The organism is Scytonema sp. NUACC21, from assembly GCF_054684315.1.
Genome location: NZ_BAAFZH010000072.1, coordinates 1 through 17,245 on the forward strand (window position 1 = coordinate 1; position 17,245 = coordinate 17,245).

The 17,245-nt window shown below is 40.7% G+C and carries 12 protein-coding genes; 8 read left to right on the forward strand and 4 right to left on the reverse strand.

Annotated elements, in window-relative coordinates:
- Positions 1-358 (reverse strand): Uma2 family endonuclease (locus ACYRY3_RS13660; protein WP_460202196.1); only part of this gene is annotated, 358 nt, incomplete at its 3' end.
- 345 nt (positions 359-703) lie between these two features.
- Between ACYRY3_RS13660 and ACYRY3_RS13665 the strand changes: the two genes are divergently transcribed.
- A complete protein-coding gene (locus ACYRY3_RS13665; protein ID WP_460202197.1) occupies positions 704-6,439 on the forward strand; it encodes an alpha-2-macroglobulin family protein in 5,736 nt (1,911 codons plus the stop codon).
- A 200-nt stretch (positions 6,440-6,639) separates the two neighbouring features.
- Positions 6,640-7,830, forward strand: a complete 1,191-nt coding sequence (locus ACYRY3_RS13670) for a pyridoxal phosphate-dependent aminotransferase (RefSeq protein ID WP_460202198.1) — start codon at positions 6,640-6,642, stop codon at positions 7,828-7,830.
- A 26-nt stretch (positions 7,831-7,856) separates the two neighbouring features.
- On the opposite strand, the gene ACYRY3_RS13675 is transcribed toward ACYRY3_RS13670, so the two are convergent.
- A complete protein-coding gene (locus ACYRY3_RS13675) occupies positions 7,857-8,306 on the reverse strand; it encodes a GNAT family N-acetyltransferase (RefSeq protein WP_460202199.1) in 450 nt (149 codons plus the stop codon).
- 365 nt (positions 8,307-8,671) lie between these two features.
- On the opposite strand from ACYRY3_RS13675, the gene ACYRY3_RS13680 reads away from it, so the two are divergent.
- Positions 8,672-9,844 (forward strand): MFS transporter, encoded by a 1,173-nt coding sequence (locus ACYRY3_RS13680; RefSeq protein WP_460202200.1) that lies wholly within the window; start codon positions 8,672-8,674, stop codon positions 9,842-9,844.
- Positions 9,845-10,400: 556 nt separating this feature from the next.
- Positions 10,401-10,937, forward strand: a complete 537-nt coding sequence (locus ACYRY3_RS13685) for a hypothetical protein (RefSeq protein WP_460202201.1) — start codon at positions 10,401-10,403, stop codon at positions 10,935-10,937.
- Here ACYRY3_RS13685 and ACYRY3_RS13690 read toward each other — a convergent pair.
- Both ACYRY3_RS13690 and ACYRY3_RS13695 read right to left on the reverse strand, forming a co-directional pair.
- Positions 10,930-11,586: a hypothetical protein gene (locus tag ACYRY3_RS13690; protein ID WP_460202202.1), complete on the reverse strand. Its 657-nt coding sequence runs from the start codon at positions 11,584-11,586 to the stop codon at positions 10,930-10,932. The two genes, ACYRY3_RS13685 and ACYRY3_RS13690, sit on opposite strands and share 8 nt — an antisense overlap.
- Before the next feature lie 499 nt (positions 11,587-12,085).
- The gene (locus ACYRY3_RS13695) at positions 12,086-12,247 is read right to left on the reverse strand and encodes a DUF4058 family protein (protein ID WP_460202203.1); all 162 of its coding nucleotides are present in this window, start codon (positions 12,245-12,247) and stop codon (positions 12,086-12,088) included.
- Positions 12,248-12,517: 270 nt separating this feature from the next.
- Here ACYRY3_RS13695 and ACYRY3_RS13700 point away from each other — a divergent pair, with 270 nt between their 5' ends.
- From ACYRY3_RS13700 to ACYRY3_RS13715, 4 genes are all read left to right on the forward strand, one after another.
- Entirely contained in the window at positions 12,518-13,030 is a 513-nt protein-coding gene (locus tag ACYRY3_RS13700; protein ID WP_460202204.1) for a hypothetical protein, read from the forward strand.
- Positions 13,031-13,873: 843 nt separating this feature from the next.
- Positions 13,874-15,187, forward strand: a complete 1,314-nt coding sequence (locus ACYRY3_RS13705) for a glycosyltransferase family 4 protein (protein ID WP_460202205.1) — start codon at positions 13,874-13,876, stop codon at positions 15,185-15,187.
- Between the two features lie 776 nt (positions 15,188-15,963).
- The gene (locus ACYRY3_RS13710) at positions 15,964-16,389 is read left to right on the forward strand and encodes a hypothetical protein (protein ID WP_460202206.1); all 426 of its coding nucleotides are present in this window, start codon (positions 15,964-15,966) and stop codon (positions 16,387-16,389) included.
- Between the two features lie 4 nt (positions 16,390-16,393).
- On the forward strand, positions 16,394-17,236 hold the full coding sequence (locus ACYRY3_RS13715) for an ABC transporter permease (RefSeq protein ID WP_460202207.1): 843 nt from the start codon (positions 16,394-16,396) through the stop codon (positions 17,234-17,236).
- Positions 17,237-17,245: the final 9 nt, after the last annotated feature.

Here is a 17,245-nt window from a genome sequence, read left to right on the forward strand (position 1 = left end):
AGTTAGTACTGACAACTTCAATGACCAGAGGAATAGATGCACCCTGAGAAACTATCGATTCTTTTTCCCACAATGGCTCTGCTGCTAAATTTTCATCATTTATTATCAAAATATCGGGCAAATACCCTGATGCGCTTCCAGATGGTTTTACTAGTGCCTGGTTTGGTATGAAGTAAGGCAATTTCAACCGTTTGTACTCAACGGTTAATTCGGAAGCTAAAAAACCTTTGATTCGTTCATGCAGTCCCGTTGGTTGCATCTCGACAATGACTCCATTGTGCAGTTCGTACCGTCCTACTTCGGGTTTCCATTTCAAAAAATCTTCAAAAGTGACTAATTTTGGTAGGGCTTGGGTCATACTAATATCTTTTTGAAAGCAAGAATCTCTTAATTTTAGGGGTTGTCCTTAGTCCTTGGTCATTGGTCATTAGTAAGGATTTTGAGTATGTTGACATTACGTAACACATTTCTATTTATTTTGTCAACTTACTTACATGATTAAGAATTGTATTGAATTTCTGGAAACAGTGGAGAGAATTAGATATCTATAGGAATCCTATTTTTCTTTTTGAAATTTAAACATACCAACTGTATTCATTCTCATTTTTGTTAATAAGTAACTCATCGGCGACTACTTATTATTAATGACTTGTTGCTTGTTCTCCCACTAACCACCAACTACTAACCGCTACCCAATCCCTGTATGTTCCCGAGAATTTTGCTGCGATTCTTGCTTATCCTGACACTTATGCTAGGAATAGCAGGGTGTAGTTTTGTCAGTGTCACCTCAGGAAAAGAGCAACTTCCTGCGGTTTCTCTACTCACACCACCGCAGTTACCAGACTGGATAGAACAGATAAGCCCCTTGACGGATAGCGAACCTCTTAACCAAATCCGCATCCGGTTTAAAGAAGCTTTAATTCCAGTTGAAAGTCTTGACAGCCCAGAACAACAGGGTTTGTTACAAAAGTTTGAAATTGTGCCATCTATTCCCGGTCATTTTCGATTTTTAACACCGCGCATGGTGGGATTTCAACTTGACAAAGCACTTCCAAAAGCAACGCGATTTCAAGTGACACTCAAAGCAGGGTTGGCAGATTTAAAGAATCACCGTCTCGATAAAGATTTGTCTTGGACTTTTAATACCGAACCTATCAAACTAACTGGCTTACCTGGTAAAAATCCGATTGAAAAGGATGAAATCGAACCAATAGATTTGCAGCAAAAATTACAATTCACATCTAATACAGAATTAAATTTAGCTTCCATACAAGAGCATTTACAACTTATCGTAGAAGGCAAACCCAGGAGTGTAAGATTTCAAGTAGAATTGGCAAAGGAAGAAAAACCCCCAGAATCTCAAGACCCTTTAGAAAAATTTGACCCTTCATCTCGTCAATGGATTTATAATTTGATTCCTGACGACAAGTTACAAAAATCAACCAATTATCGTCTGGAATTTGCTCCAGGTTTGCTTCCTGCTTATGGAAATTTACCCAGCGAACAAGCGTTTGTAAGTAAGATATCAACTTATTCTCCTTTGGAATTTAGGGGAATTCAGTTCTACGGTCAACCAGATTCCGGCGGAACTTATGGTAGATTTGTTCAAGGTGCCCCCCAACTGGTATTTAATAATGAATTAGTCGCGAGTTCAGTTAGTGAAAATATTAAAATTACTCCCGCACCAAAAGCTATTTCTCGACTCATCCAAGCTTACGATCGCGAAAAAGTTATTCTTATCAATCCTTACGCCTTAGCACCTTCAACAAGCTATACAATAACAATTGGTGCAAATATTAAAGATAAATTTGGGCAAACCTTGGGTAAGCCTGTTACAGTAAAGTATCAAACAGGAGATTTAGCTGGGGATATCTGGGTTCCTGAAGGGTTGAATATTTTGCCAGCAGGAAAAAATCTACAACTGAATATTTCTACAGTCAATTTGCCTGATTCCAGTTATAAAGCAGCTTATCAAGTTGTTCAACCGACAGATTTGGTTTATTTTAATTCGGCTTACCCTCAAGGCGAAGGTGACAATCTATTACCGAAAGCCTTTGAGTGGAAAAGTTTTAAGGTATCGGGGAAAAAAAATCAGTCCTTGGAAGTGAGGGTTCCTATAAGAGAAAAACTGGGTGCTGCTACGGGAATGTTAGCTTACGGAGTACAAGCACGAACCAATACATATCAGGAAAATGGTAAGGAACTTTGGCGCGAACCTACCACTTATGGTATGGTTCAAATGACAAATTTAGGTGTCTTTACACAATGGTTTCCAGAGTTTGGCTTAATTAGAGTCCATCACCTTTCTGATGGTATACCTGTAAAAGCAGCTGCGATCGCAATTTATCAATCAAAATTAGAGGCAAAATCGCGTCCTCAACCTATCCCTTGCGCTTCTGGAAAAACTGATGAAAATGGAACCTTAAGGCTTACCCGTGACGATTTGCGAGAATGCTTTGCAGGTTCTCAAAGTTCGACAAAAGAACCTTTATTACTAGTTATTGCAAGGGAAAATCAAGATTGGGCTTTTGCTCGTACTGAAGAATACAGCGGTGCTTATGGCTACGGAATTGATGCTAGTTGGGAAAATGGCAAATTTTTATCTCGTGGAATCATTTTCTCAGATAGACAGTTATATCAACCAGGAGAAAAGGCTTGGTTGACTGGTTTTGCAGACTACTTACAAAATAGTGAAATCAAACAGGATAAAAATTCCATTTACCAGTTAACTCTTGTAGATCCAAATGGAAAAAAGATAGATTTAGGAACTAAAACAACCAATGAATTTGGTACATTTTCTCTAGAATTAGCCATCGGCAAAACTCAACCTTTAGGTTACTATACAATCCAAGCTAAGGGTAAAAACGAACAAGAAATTTCTGGAGAGTTTCGCGTCGCTGAGTTTAATCCGCCCAATTTCAAAGTAGATCTAAATTTAGATAAAGAATTTGCTTTCCTTGATGATACAGTAGAAGCTAAATCTACAAGTCAATATTTATTTGGCTCTCCTGTAGAAGGAGGACAAGCTAAATATTTTGTCACTCGCCAGCAGACAAATTTTGTTCCTAAAGGTTGGGAGGAATTTTCTTTTGGCAGACAGTGGTTTTGGCCAGAAGAACCCCCGTCTGTACCTAGCGATGTTTTGCAAACAAATGTGGTGCTTGATGTTAATGGAAAAAGCAGTCAAACGGTAATGGCAAAAGATTTGCCTTATCCAATGATTTACCGCGTGGATGTACAAGTTGCAGATGTTTCCAATCTATCGGTGGCAAATTCCAAAACATTTACAGCATTACCCAGCCATCAACTTATTGGGTTAAAAAGCAATTTTGTTGCTGAGGCTGGCAAACCTTTTCCCGTTGAGATGATTGTGACTGACCACACAGGAAAACCACGAGAAGGTCAACGGGTACGGTTGGAACTTCAACTTTTGAAGTATAGCAGTGTGACTCAATTAGTAGAAGGGAGTGCGACAGGGAAAAACCAAGTTGAATATAAGACAGTAGAACAAGCAGAAATTATATCGACAAACAAACCGCAGTCTGTAACGCTAAAACCTAATGAATCCGGTTCTTATCGAATTAGGGCAAATTTTAGCGATGCAAGAAATGATGTCAGCGCAACGGATATCCAAATTTGGGCGACAGGAGAAAATGCGGTTTTTTGGGGTAATAAAGAAAAAGACCGTTTGGAAATTAAACTGGATAAAACAACTTTTAAACTCGGTGAAACGGCGACTGCACTGATTCAGTCTCCTTATTCAGAAGGAGAATTGTATTTTGCTGTTATTAAAGACAAACCTTTGTATCAGCAAATTATCAAAGTTAAAGGGGGCGCACCGCAAGTTCAATTTCAAGTCACACCAGAAATGCTACCAAATGCAGCTGTGCAAGCTATATTGGTACGACAGGGTGCGCCTCTCAACCAGGTAGAACCAGGAAGTGTCAATAACTTAGCTGCGATTGGCTTTGCTCCTTTTAAAGTTAACTTGGAGGATAAGTATTTAAAAGTACAAGTGACTCCAGTACAAGCGTCCCTCGAACCTGGTGTAGAACAAACAGTACAACTGGAACTTAAAGATAATTGGGGAAATCCCATCAAAGGACAGTTCACCGTTATGGTGGTTAATGAGGCGGTGCTGCAGCTTTCCGGTTATCGTCCCCCCGATTTGGTGACGACAGTGTACGCAGAACAGCCGATATCAACTCGCTTTAGCGATAACCGCCAAAATGTGGTGGTAGCACAACAAGCATTAGCTGAACCTAAAGGCTGGGGTTATGGCGGTGGGTTATCAGCAAGCGCGGCGAATACCCGCATTCGTACAGACTTTCAAGCTTTAGCTTACTACAACGGTTCTGCGATCGCCGATACTAATGGTCAAGCAAAGGTTACCTTTAAAGTACCGGATAACTTGACGACATGGCGGGTGATGGTTGTTGCGACTGACGAAAATCTCCGTTTTGGGAACTCGGAAGCAACGTTTATCACGACCAAGCCATTAGTGACTAATGCAATACTGCCACAGTTTGCTCGTCCCGGCGATAAATTTCAAGCTGGTTTATCAGTAACGAATAATACTGGGACGACGGGTACTCTAACTATTCATGGTGAAGTGGGCGATACAGTTCAGTTTGCTGGAAATAACCCCACATCGACTGCTTTGCAAACCCAGACTGATGGGGCTACCCGCGCTTATCGCTTTCCAATGGTTGCAAGTCGTGTGGGAGAAGGTAAGGTTCGCTTTACCACCCAACTTAATGGCGCGTCAGCAGATGCTTTTGAATTCCCTTTGGCGATTCAGCAGTTAGAAATGACCGAACAAGTTGTTGAAACAGGTGCAATTCCTCCTCAAAAGAATGAGGTAAAAATTCCTCTAAATATCGAGAAAAAGACTGTTCCTGAAGGGGGCGGTTTAGATATCAATGTAGCTAGTACTCTGATACCAGAGATAAAAGCACCAATACAGCAGGTTTGGCAAAATGATGATTTTCCTTTTGCAGAACCTGCGGCGAGTCAACTTTTCATTGCTGCTGGGTTGCAAACTTTGTCTGAAAAATACGGTCAGACATTTACAGCGTTTAATCCCAGCAAACGTGCTTCCCAAGCTATCGAGAGATTGCAAAAACTCCAACTTGCAGATGGTGGCTTTGCTGCTTTCCCAGGAGAACAAAGGTCCGATCCTTGGGTTTCTTCCTATGCGGCTGAATCTCTTGCAAAAGCAAATCGGTCTTTCCCTAGTTTGGTAGATTCAAAAATGGTGTCTCGTCTCAAGACTTATTTGCAGAAAATTCTAGCCAACCCAGGACAGTATGAATTTTGCAAAAAGCAGCCGTGTAAAAGCCAACTGCAACTCAACGCTTTGATGGCTTTGGCAGAATTAGGAGACAAGCGCAATACTTTCCTCGCAGATATTTACCGTCAGCGCAAGGCTTTTGATTTATCAACTCAGATGAAGCTGACACGGTATCTATCCCAATTTCCAGAATGGCAGAATGAGTCCAAACAACTATTAAGCCAGTTGCAACAGAATATATATGAAACGAGTCGTGACGCGGTTGTCAGTTTGCCTCGTAGCTGGGAATGGATGAACTCACCAACGACTGCACAAGCACAAGCTTTGCGGTTGTTTATTGCTCAACAGTATAAACCAGAAGCGATCGATAGGTTATTGCAAAGTTTGCTGGCGTTACGCCGTCACGGTACATGGCAAACTTATTATGACAATGCCCAAGCCCTAACGGCTTTGGTGGAATACAGTCAACTGCAACCAACACCACCCAATTTTGTTGCTACAGTGCAATTGGCTGGTAAGAAATTGGGACAACAAAAATTTGAAGGTTACCGCAATCCCAGCTTGGAGGTGAAAGTTCCAATGGCTGAGTTACCTCATGGGCGTCACGATTTACAACTGCAAAAATCGGGACAAGGAACATTGCACTATTTGGTTGCTTATCGCTATCGTTTGCAAGGAAATCAACCGGGAAGATTTAACGGTTTACGGGTTACAAGGCAAATTAGCCCCGTAGGTCAAGATAAAGTATTGCAAAAAGTAGGTTTGTATGATAAAGGTAAGCCATTGACTGTTGCTACCGGGCAAGTCTTTGATATTGGTTTGGAAGTCATCACAGACCGTCCCGTGAATCATTTGGCAATAACTGACCCTTTACCCGCAGGTTTTGAAGCGGTGGATGCTAGTTTTCAAAGTACTACATCTGCATTACAAGCAAAAGCCGATGCTTGGCAACTTGGGTTCAAGACTATCTATCGCGATCGCATAGTAGCTTATGCAGACAGTTTGCAACCGGGCGTCTATCAACTTCACTACTTAGTTCGTTCTGTCACTTCCGGTACATTTCTTTACCCTGGCGCACAAGTCCACCTGCAATATGCGCCAGAAGAGTTTGGACGTAATGCTGATTCTACATTGGTGATTCAGTAGTTACAAGGGATGTGCTGACTTGAACGCACCCCAACTAATTGCAAGCAATATAGTTGGGGATTCTTTCGCTAAGAAACCTCAAGATTTCTCAACGTATCCAGAGTTACTGGCGTTCTCAGTGTGCCGTTGGGACTTAATAAAATATACGGTAATTTAAGTGATATATAGTAGATTTATCTCTGAAATGTAAGGATGTAAATGTGATTCAAGAAGGAAAGCAAAAGATTTCCCACAAGGCAAGCCAGTTCACAGAGTCGGTCATTCGAGAAATGACCAGAGTTGCATTACAATACGGTGCGGTTAATTTGGCACAGGGATTTCCTGATTTTCCGTGTCCTCCTGAGTTAAAGAGGGCAGCTTGTAAGGCAATTGAGGAAGACGTCAATCAATACGCTATTACTTGGGGAAATAAAGCGTTCCGTCAAGCTATTGCGGAAAAAGCCCGGTGGTATTTGGGATTGGATGTTGACCCCGAACGACAAATCACTGTGACCTGTGGTTCAACCGAAGCAATGGCTGCTGTCATGCTGGCTACTCTGAATCCGGGTGATGAAGTGATAGTCTTTGAGCCCTATTACGAAAATTACGGACCCGATGCAGTTTTAGCAGGTGCAATTCCCCGTTATGTGTCGTTGCATCCACCTGATTGGACATTTGATGAAGCACAACTGCGTGACAGCTTTAACGAACGCACAAAAGCCATTATCATCAATACGCCCCATAATCCAACTGGGAAAGTTTTTACTCGTGAAGAACTCACTATAATTGCTGAATTGTGTCAGAAGTGGGATGTGTTAGCATTTACTGATGAAATTTACGAACACATTCTCTACGATAAAACGCAGCACGTTGCAATGGCGACTCTGCCTGGAATGTCTGACCGGACTGTGACTATTAACGGTCTTTCTAAAACTTACAGCGTCACGGGTTGGCGAATTGGCTATGTTCTGTCAAATCCAGAATTAACAGGAGCAATACGCAAAGTTCATGATTTTCTGACTGTTGGCGCACCCGCACCCTTGCAAAGTGCTGGAATCGCGGCGATGCAACTTCCGCCAAGCTACTATGAAGAACTGGCACAGCTGTATCACCAGAAGCGAGATAACATTCTACAGATTTTGGATGCTGTTGAAATTCCCTATTTTGTCCCTAAAGGAGCTTACTACGTATTTGCTGATATCTCTCACTTTGGTTACAACAATGATGTAGAATTTGCGGAATTTTTAATCAAAGAGATCGGTGTTGCTGTGGTTCCTGGTTCCAGCTTTTTCTCGCGATCGCACGCAGGTAAAAAATTTATCAGATTCTGTTTTAGCAAGAAATCAGAAACCTTAGCAATGGCAAAAGAGCGGTTGCTGAAATTACGTTCTGTTCTACAAGTTGCAAATTGAACTTTATCTTGAACGATTTGGCTACACTAGCGATGCAGTTCAAGTATATGGGTACAGTATTCATCGCCGTCACATGAACTGAACCCAATTGCACGATAGAATTTATCAGCTTGATGACTGTGGGTACGCAGATGCAGGCGGTTGAAGCTCAAGCGAGCCTCATCCACAACTCGTTCGACTAGAGCACGACCAATACCTCTTCGGCGATACTCACTTATGACATACAGATGTCGGACACGCCCGGTACCTTCAAAAGTTGCGTAAGGGTCGATATTCAAGCCACACACACCGATAATGCTCCCGCCGCCTTTGGCGATAAACAATGCTTCCCCGTGGCGATCAAATCGATTTGCTCCTGAAACCCAGTCATCGGCTAGACGCTGAACAGCCATAAAACCCATGTCTAGACTTTCTGCAATCATGTCCTTAAAACAATCAAAAGGAAAGTTTTGGAGTCTTTGGATCGATACGGTCATAAATATACTACTAAAAACTGACTTATTTACCGTATTATAAAAGATACAGATGTTTCTCCAAATAGCCACAACTTAATATGTGGTTAAGTTTTTGCAGCTAAATAGTAAGTGTTCTAAATTTATGTATTGCTAAATTTAAGGATGTCTAACAAAACCTGTTATCAATGAACTTGTCACCTCCAAATCCAATAAAGTAGGTGGGTGGGAGTAAACAGAACTATATTACAAAATGTAAATATCCAGGAAAGCCTTACAAATGACTAAGGATGACCATTCCCAGTTACCTTGTTTCATACCGACCCAGTAAAACTTCATCATAAACGTCCTAAAAATAAAACCGCAGACATTTTCAAAAGGTAAACATTATGGAACACAGCCATCAAGAAGATTTTCAAGAAGGCAAACTGGTATTTGGTTTTTTTCAAATTCCACCTGCTTTAAAATCCTTAAATGTTTGTTGTTTCGTCATTGGAGAAAGCGTATCTTTCTTTGGTTCCTGGATGACTCAAATTGCTTTGGTATGGATGGTTTATCAATTAACCAATTCAGCCTTGTTAGTTGGTGTTGCTGGATTTACAAATCAAGCTATGGGCTTGATTATTACACCTTTGATAGGAGTGTTGCTGGATCGCTGGAATCTAAGATACGTTCTACTAACGACTCAGGTACTATATATTCTCTTATCTTCTACCCTAACTTTTCTGACTCTTAACGGTCAAATTAACGTTATCTGGATTATTATCATCGGTACCCTTCAAGGCACACTAAAAGCTTTCGATCTGCCAGCGCGTTTGGTCACAATTCCCAGGCTTGTGGATGACAAAGCAGATACTTACAGTGCAGTTTCTATTCATTCTTTCTTAATTAACACAGCTAAATTTGTCAGTCCTATGATTGCGGGCATACTGCTTGCTAGAGCAGGAGCATCTGCATGTTTTTTAATAGATGCTATCACCTATATACCCTTTATCTCTGCTATCTTAACAACAAAAATTCAATCTCTTCCAAAAAAATTCTTATCTCAAAAAACTTCTTTTTGGAAAAAATTACAAGAAGGATTTGTTTATGCCTACAACTTTTTACCCATAAGATATGTTTTTGCATTGCAAATGATAATTTGCTTCATGGCAATGACCTATGTAAATTTAATGCCTATTTTTACTCAAAACATATTAAATGGGAATGCTGAAACTATGGGGTTTCTCATGACATCTTCAGCCCTAGGTTCTATTGTTGCGGGTCTTTATCTCATTCTCCGCAAACAAGTTATAGGATTGGAGAAAGTAATAACCTGTTCTTCAGCAATTCTAGGTTTAAGTCTGATACTTTTTTCTTTTTCGAGAAACCTGGGGATTTGTTTGGGGTTAATTTTTATAGTAGGTATGAATAATACTCTAACTCTTGCTGCAATTGCTAACTTTGTCCAATCAATTCTTATAGATGAAAATAAAAGAGGTAGAGTGACAAGCAACAAAACCATATTGAATAATTCCACCGTAGGTTGGGTTGAGGAACGAAACCCAACAAAACCATATTGAATAATTCTAGGGTGGAAGCTATGGTTTCCACCTTTTTTTGTGTTGGCTGGAAAAAGTTGTTCTTTGTTATTTGTCATCTATCTTTTGTAAGATTTATTGCATTTTTATTCATTAACATAACTGCTTTTATTTTTGCCCACCTAGTTAAATAGGAAAAGTGGGTTACAAATTTTACTATTTTCTTTTTAAGCAGGAAAAGTCTGTTATCGCCATCTAGCAATTGACAGAAAATAACTTATAAAAATACAATTTTTTAGTAACAAGTACAGTTTTTTTAATATTGTGTCTAACTTCCCTGTTCAGATTTAATATGTATAAGTCTGAACATTTCTCATTTGAAGTACGGTAAACCCAAACCTAATTTATCTGTTGAAATCGAGTTTTAAGTAGGTGAGAATCAACAAGACTATGTAACTAAATGTTAACTTTATGAAAACCTTTTGCAGTAGGCTTTTAGCGCTAAAGCGCAACTACAAACTTAAACGTTTTTATTTGCACTAACTTACTGACCCAGTTCGTGCAAACTTCTTCTACCCAAATCAATTGGGGGTTTGTGATGAAAATTTGTAAGGCGTTCTCATTGTTTGCAATTTGTGCCCTTTTAGCGTTTACCATGCGAGATAGCTTGGCACCAAAAGAAGTGGTGACTCAATCAGCTAACTCCTATTTTAATAAGGCGAATTGTCGCAATCTTGCTATCGGTAAATATCTAGCAAAAATCTCGACATTGGATGGCAGGTTCGTCTACCGCTTGATGGTAACGCTTGCTCAAGACGGTAACGTTTTTGTTGCTGATTCCAACCAACGCACTGTTCCAAGCATATTCAAAGGTTTCGCCAATGCAAGAGGCGCGTGGAAATGCGTTGGAAATAGCGAACTTATTGCCATAGCACTTAACTTCAGCCATCCACCAGCTCAAGGTACTGTCAACATTGGTCGAACTGATTATCGCGTGACGTTGAACCCTCAGACTAAAACAGTACAAGGGTCAGTCCAACTTCGTTTCTTCGATCTAAGCGCAAATCCTTTTGAGGAGAATGGTTTAGATGGGGGGATGTTTAGCTTTACAGGGCAGCGTGTTATTGCTAAATAAGTCTGCGTTGAATACAACGAGAGGAGTGTCGGCGTAGCAAAAAACCAACTCCAATCAAGCCTATACCAACTAGAGTTGTGGTCGTTGTTGGTTCGGTCACTTTCTGCGGTACTTGGATTGGACCAGTTACTAAAGCCAGACCGTTTAGGGTAATTGTTGAGCCCGGATTAACTATGTCATCTTCAGAGAACAGAAGTGTGGCTGTAGCATTCTCAAATAAGCCCTCACCACCAGTAATATAAACCACACCCGTACCTGTCGCTGTCAGTGTTTCAAAGTTAACTGAAGCACTGGCATCACTCGTTCCAAACAACTTATTAGTGCCGCTGCCAAATTGGATATAGCCCAATGGGTAGTTTTCTATGCCGAATGCTTTTGGATCGTTGTTAAAGGTGAGATTTCCATTGGCGTCAAGCACGGAGTAGGTGAGACCTTCATATAGTTCCAAACCATAAGGAGCATCATCGCTCACACCTACCTCAAAGACCTGTGAAATGTCGCCAATGATGGGCGTAATGTTAACTGTTGTACGATAATTGCCAGTAAACGGGTAAATAGTTTGTGCTGCTGTTTTTACTGCACTTGAACACACTCCTACTAGGGTGAGGGCTAGCGGAACAAGCCACATCTTAAGCGAAGGAACTACCATTTGCAAGCCTCCAATATTAGAACGAGAGGATTAGGTTCAAGGTTAATACCCTACCTGTCTAGCGGCACCTTCCCTCTACTAAGGAGAGGGTCGAGCAGGTGTTTTGTTTTCACAAGTGTTCAACAGGATATGATTTTAAACAATACTGTGAACTTTTGCTGTTAATGTTTAGTAGATATAACCCTTCCCAAGTCATGCTTTCACTTAGAGAAATTGTACGAAGTATTTACTAAAAAATCAATTTATTTTTTTATGAAATTGCATATGTTACAAAACATTTAATAGATAATTGAAAAGAGAAAAAAGTATCAAATTTATAGAAATATTATTCATTGTTTTTTTGAGAATTTGTTGTCATGTTTAATCAAGATGATTTCATAATATTAGTAATCTGACTCACCTATGAGCGGTAAAGATGTTGGGTTTCGTTCCTCAACCCAACCTACGGTTTTACGTTTTGGAATATGGGGAATGTAGCGCAATTTCGGCAGATGGTATTTCATTCAGATACATGGGAATGAGCTAACAACGTTTCAATCCACTGTCGGTTTGCTTCCGATAATACAGGGAGGGGAAGGGGCAGGTGATAATCGATTTGCGTTGTATACTGAGTGCGATCGTACACCTCATTATAGCTCTCGTTAACAGCTAATGCTTTCACGCCCACTAACCACTAACTACCAACCACTACCAGCCCTAACGCCAAGTTGTGTTTATTCACACCGACTTACTTAAGACAATTCAATCCCTGGATTGAGGGTTTTTCATGATTTAGTACTTACGTTTGAGGGTAATACCAAATCATGGATGCATACAGCAGTTTTCTATTGTATGAACCCCGCCCCCTAACAGCGCCCTGTCCTTGATAAGGGGGGGTTACGGAGGGGTGTGATTTGATTGGCTGAAGAAATAACACACTTGGGATAGGACTATGAATTATCTTGTTGCAGTTTTACCAGACCGAATAAAAGCAGAAGAAGCTTACACGGCTTTGGAAAAAGAAGGTTTGCCTACCAATCAAATTGACATTTTAGGTCAGGGGCATAAAAGTGCGGATGAGTTTGGGTTGATTGACCCGAACAAGCAGGCAAAGAAAGGGATAGGACGTTTGAACTCTTGGCTGATTCCTTTTGGTTTTGTAGCTGGTTACTTGTTCAACGCTTTGACGGGTATTGAGATATTGCCAATTGGGAATATTGGCAATCATACAATTGGTGGGATTTTTGGAGCGGGTGCTGGTGCTATGGGTGCCTATTTTGTTGGTGGTGGAGTTGGTTTAGCTGTGGGGAGTGGGGATGCTTTACCCTACCGGAATCGTCTCAATGCTGGTAAGTATTTGATTGTTGTGAAAGGTTCTGAAGAATTGACCAATCGGGCGACTCGTATTCTGCGCCAGTTTGAGCCGGAAAACTTGCAGGGGTATGGGGAACCTGCTGGAGCTTAAGTTGTAAGGACAAGGGGAGAGGTAGATAGGGAGACAAAGGGAGGAGGGGAGTAGGAGGCAATGTGATTTAGATATAGCGGTTTAGCATGAACATGAAGTACACCTGATGTAAGGGCACAAGGCTTTATGCCCTTACTTCGATCCTGAAGATTTCTAATCTGTTCTTTACTTGCTTGCTATGCTTTAACCAGCCTAGCTTTAATACTTAAGGTTAATTCCTGATAGAGCATTTATCTAAGTAGTCGTGTGAAAAAAATCGGTAATTTTACTAATAGTAGTTTGGTGTAAAAAGAGTAATATGTATTTGTCAAACTAAACTTGTAACGACAAGGAATCATTTAAGTTGCTTATTGGAAAATAGAAAAGGACGACATATTTTGTTTAATTTGCTTATCGACTTTGTTTGGCAGAAATCTTAGGCTTTATTCCTGGCTGGCAAATTCTTGTTCTAGCTACAAGTTTAAGTTCGCCAAAGCTTATTATGTACCATATTTACAAGAGCGTAGTAATTTTGAAGAAAGGGTCGCTATAGATGTGAACACCATTTTTTTGATGATTTCAGAATAAACATAAATACTACGACAATAAACTGTCCTAACTATAAAGTCAAAGTCTATTTCAACACGGTCAAACTAGGTAGGCTAGTGGAACTAAAAATAGCTATAACCCTTATTAATGACTGATGTTGCATGAAAAAGGAGAGTCAGGGCTAACTTTATTGGCGCCGATCTACTTAACAATAGAAATATCATTTCCTAATAGGGTACTGGCGGCATAAGCAATAGTCAAACAAGTTTGTTTTCAAAAGTTATTAAAAATTCTTACTGCAAGAGCACACCATTTATGACACAGAGTGAAAGAGTGCAGCAATTCGTTCAGGGTGATTATGAAAACTTACACCAATATACTGTAAGTGATTTCCTTGGGATAGAGCAATTCATCAAATTGTCTGTTGTCACTCAGTTTTTTCCTCCAGATTTTGCCGCTACTGGGCAGTTAATTGACGAACTGGTGAGACAGTTGGAAAAGCAGGGAGTAGATATTGAAGTCTTTACAGGTCAACCAGGGTACGCGTTTAAGACGGCTAACGCTTCATCTGTTGAACAATTTGGTAGCTTAAAAATTAAGCGCTCATGCACTACCCAACTTTGCCCTCAACGGATTCGCGGCAAGGCAATTAACGGCATTTTGTTCACCTTGCGTGCTGCGTTCTATCTGTTCAATGCTGCGAGACGTCGCAACGTTGCATTATTGACTACGGCTCCTCCATTTTTACCAGTCTTGGGGTATCTTGCACATATTTTGTTTGGTTTGTCTTATGTTTGTATACTTTATGACCTATATCCAGATATTGCGATCGCGTTAAAAGTCATACCAAAACATCACTGGATAGCTCGTATCTGGCGGGGTGTAAACAGACAGATTTTGAAGAAAGCGAAGGGCATTATTGTTCTAAGCCCAGCGATGAAGCGGCAAGTGGCGGCTCAATGTCCGGAAGCGGCTCACAAAATTTCTGTCATTCACAGTTGGGCGAATCCAGATTTTATTACGCCCATTGAAAAAGAGCATAACTGGTTTGCTGATAAGCATGGTCTGGTAAATAAATTTACGGTGTTGTATTCGGGCAACTTGGGTCGATGTCATGATATTAACACTATGCTGGAAGCTGCCAAATACTTGCAAGATGAAGAGAACATTCAGTTTGTGTGTATTGGTGGTGGAGCTAAACGTGAAGCGTTAATTCAGGAAGTACATCAACTAGGACTGAAGAATTTTTTGTTTCTTCCTTATCAAGAAAAAGACGTGTTGCCCTATTCTCTGACAGCCTGCGATTTATCACTAGTCAGTGTAGATCCTGGTATGGAAAGCCTAGTTGCACCAAGTAAACTTTACCCTGCTCTGGCGACTGGACGCCCCGTCGCTGTTATTTGTCCGAAACATTCATATTTAAAGCAACTCATTACAGATGGAAATTGCGGACATACGTTTGAGAATACAGATAGTGTTGGTTTAGCTGAGTTTATTCGCCTGTTGAGTCGAGATAAAAAGTTAGCACAGAGTATGGGTCAGGCAGCCCGTGATTATGTTGAGTGTTATTTTACTCCTGAGGTGATATCGAAGCAGTATCTTAGAGTATTGCAGGAGGCTATGCTGTAGGGCTTTTAGGGTAATAGACTGAGGAATTGGACGTTCTCTCTAGAGATTGGGGGCAAGGTATTCTTTTCAATTCTTCAACCAGAGATGACATAACATCAAATCCCTGTCAACGTGAAATATGCCTTTATTTTAGAGACGCGCCATAGCGCGTCTCTACGCAGTTTATGTGTATCATGATAAAGGTAAAATTAAACAATAAGTTAAAAACCTATCTCCTCAAGCATTATATTTTTGACCACCAGCTTTCAGCCTCTGGGTCAAAAAATGTCATATTCGAGATAGACTAAAATACCCTTAGATGGGTGAGATTCTATAGAAAGTTGTAGCATATTAAATTAGAGTAGACACGCTAATAACCTAAGTATTCGTTTTTCAACGCTAGTAGTTTCACGTAATTAAAATGCATTTAAAAACTATTATTCAGTAGTTTCACGACTAGCAAAATTTGGCATAAGCAATATTATATAGATGTCAATTTGGAAGCACGGAGAATAATATACATAAATTCTTGAAAAATTAGGTAGCTGAGATATTTTTTAACAAAGCTACGATTTTATCACCAAAATCCAAAGTTTGATGATTTGTTAGGAACTGCGATCGCAGAATTGCGCTTCTTAAAAACTGTGAGTACAGTGGTAGAGCGCGATGCAAGGCTTGTTGAAATTAAATATTTCAAACGAAATTAGGTGCGGGCTTCGATGGTCTTTCGATCTCAGTCCCATCTCCACAAAACCTTCATCTTGTCTATGTATTATCTGTTGATAAAGGAGGTTGAAATGCAGAAAAGGTGTGACCGAAATCGCAAGCGCTCAAAACGGCGGGCTATTTATTGCCCAATGCATGGTTGTTATCTTGATAGCGTTAGTCAAAAACATCCGTTATTTGCAGATAAGGCTGGACAACTTCAGCAACGAGGAATGGGGCGAAAGATTTCTCTATTGTTAATAGGGAGCAAAACCACAGTACTTCTTAATGGTGAATGGTTGGAGGCTTTTTGGTGCGAACAGTGTCAGGAGACAAAATGGTACCACGTGCGGAAGGGGGATAATACCTATGCATTGTCTATTGCACCTGTAGAACTTTGGCAGCAGGCAATGAGGGTAGTTCCTCTACAAGGGAATCCTTCTGTTGGAGAGTTTACTTTGCGGCATTCAAGGAAAGTTGGTTATGGGTGCAGGGAGGATTTTAAATTTGTTGGATGAACCAATGATGAATGGTCAAGAAACGACTAAGCACGAATTAGTTCTTGAAGCCGGACGTATGGAACGGCAGTACTGGAAGGACTTATGGCGTTACCGGGAACTGTTCTATTTTCTGGCGTGGCGTGACATTCTTGTACGGTACAAGCAGACTGCGATCGGTATGGCTTGGGCGCTGATTCGTCCGTTTTTGACAATGGTGGTGTTCTCGTTTGTGTTTGGACAGTTAGCAAAGTTGCCTTCCGAGGGTGTACCTTACCCAATTCTTGTATTTGCGGCAATGTTACCCTGGCAGTTTTTTGCCAACGCTCTGTCGGAATGCAGCAATAGTGTGATTGCTAACGGTAACTTAATTTCAAAAGTATATTTTCCCCGCTTGATTGTACCCACGAGTGCTATAGTCGTCAGCTTTGTGGATTTTTTAGTCTCAGGAATGATTTTGCTGGGGTTAATGGCGTGGTACAACTATGTCCCTACTTGGCGCATCCTCACACTGCCGTTATTTATTGCGATCGCCTTTGCTGCTTCGATGGGAGCAGGGCTGTGGTTGGCTTCTTTAAATGTGCAATACCGGGATTTTCGCTTCATAGTACCGTTTATCGTACAGTTCGGTCTGTATATTTCGCCAGTAGGATTTAGCAGCACTATTGTTCCAGAACAGTGGAGGCTGCTTTACGCGTTGAACCCAATGGTTGGGGTAATTGATGGGTTCCGGTGGGCGATTTTAGGAGGGGAAGCACATCTGTATCTACCAGGCTTTGGCTTGTCTTTAGGTCTGGTTGCTTTACTGTTCTTCAGTGGAATTTGGTATTTCCGCAAGATGGAACGCACGTTTGCAGATGTGATTTAGGTGAGGAGT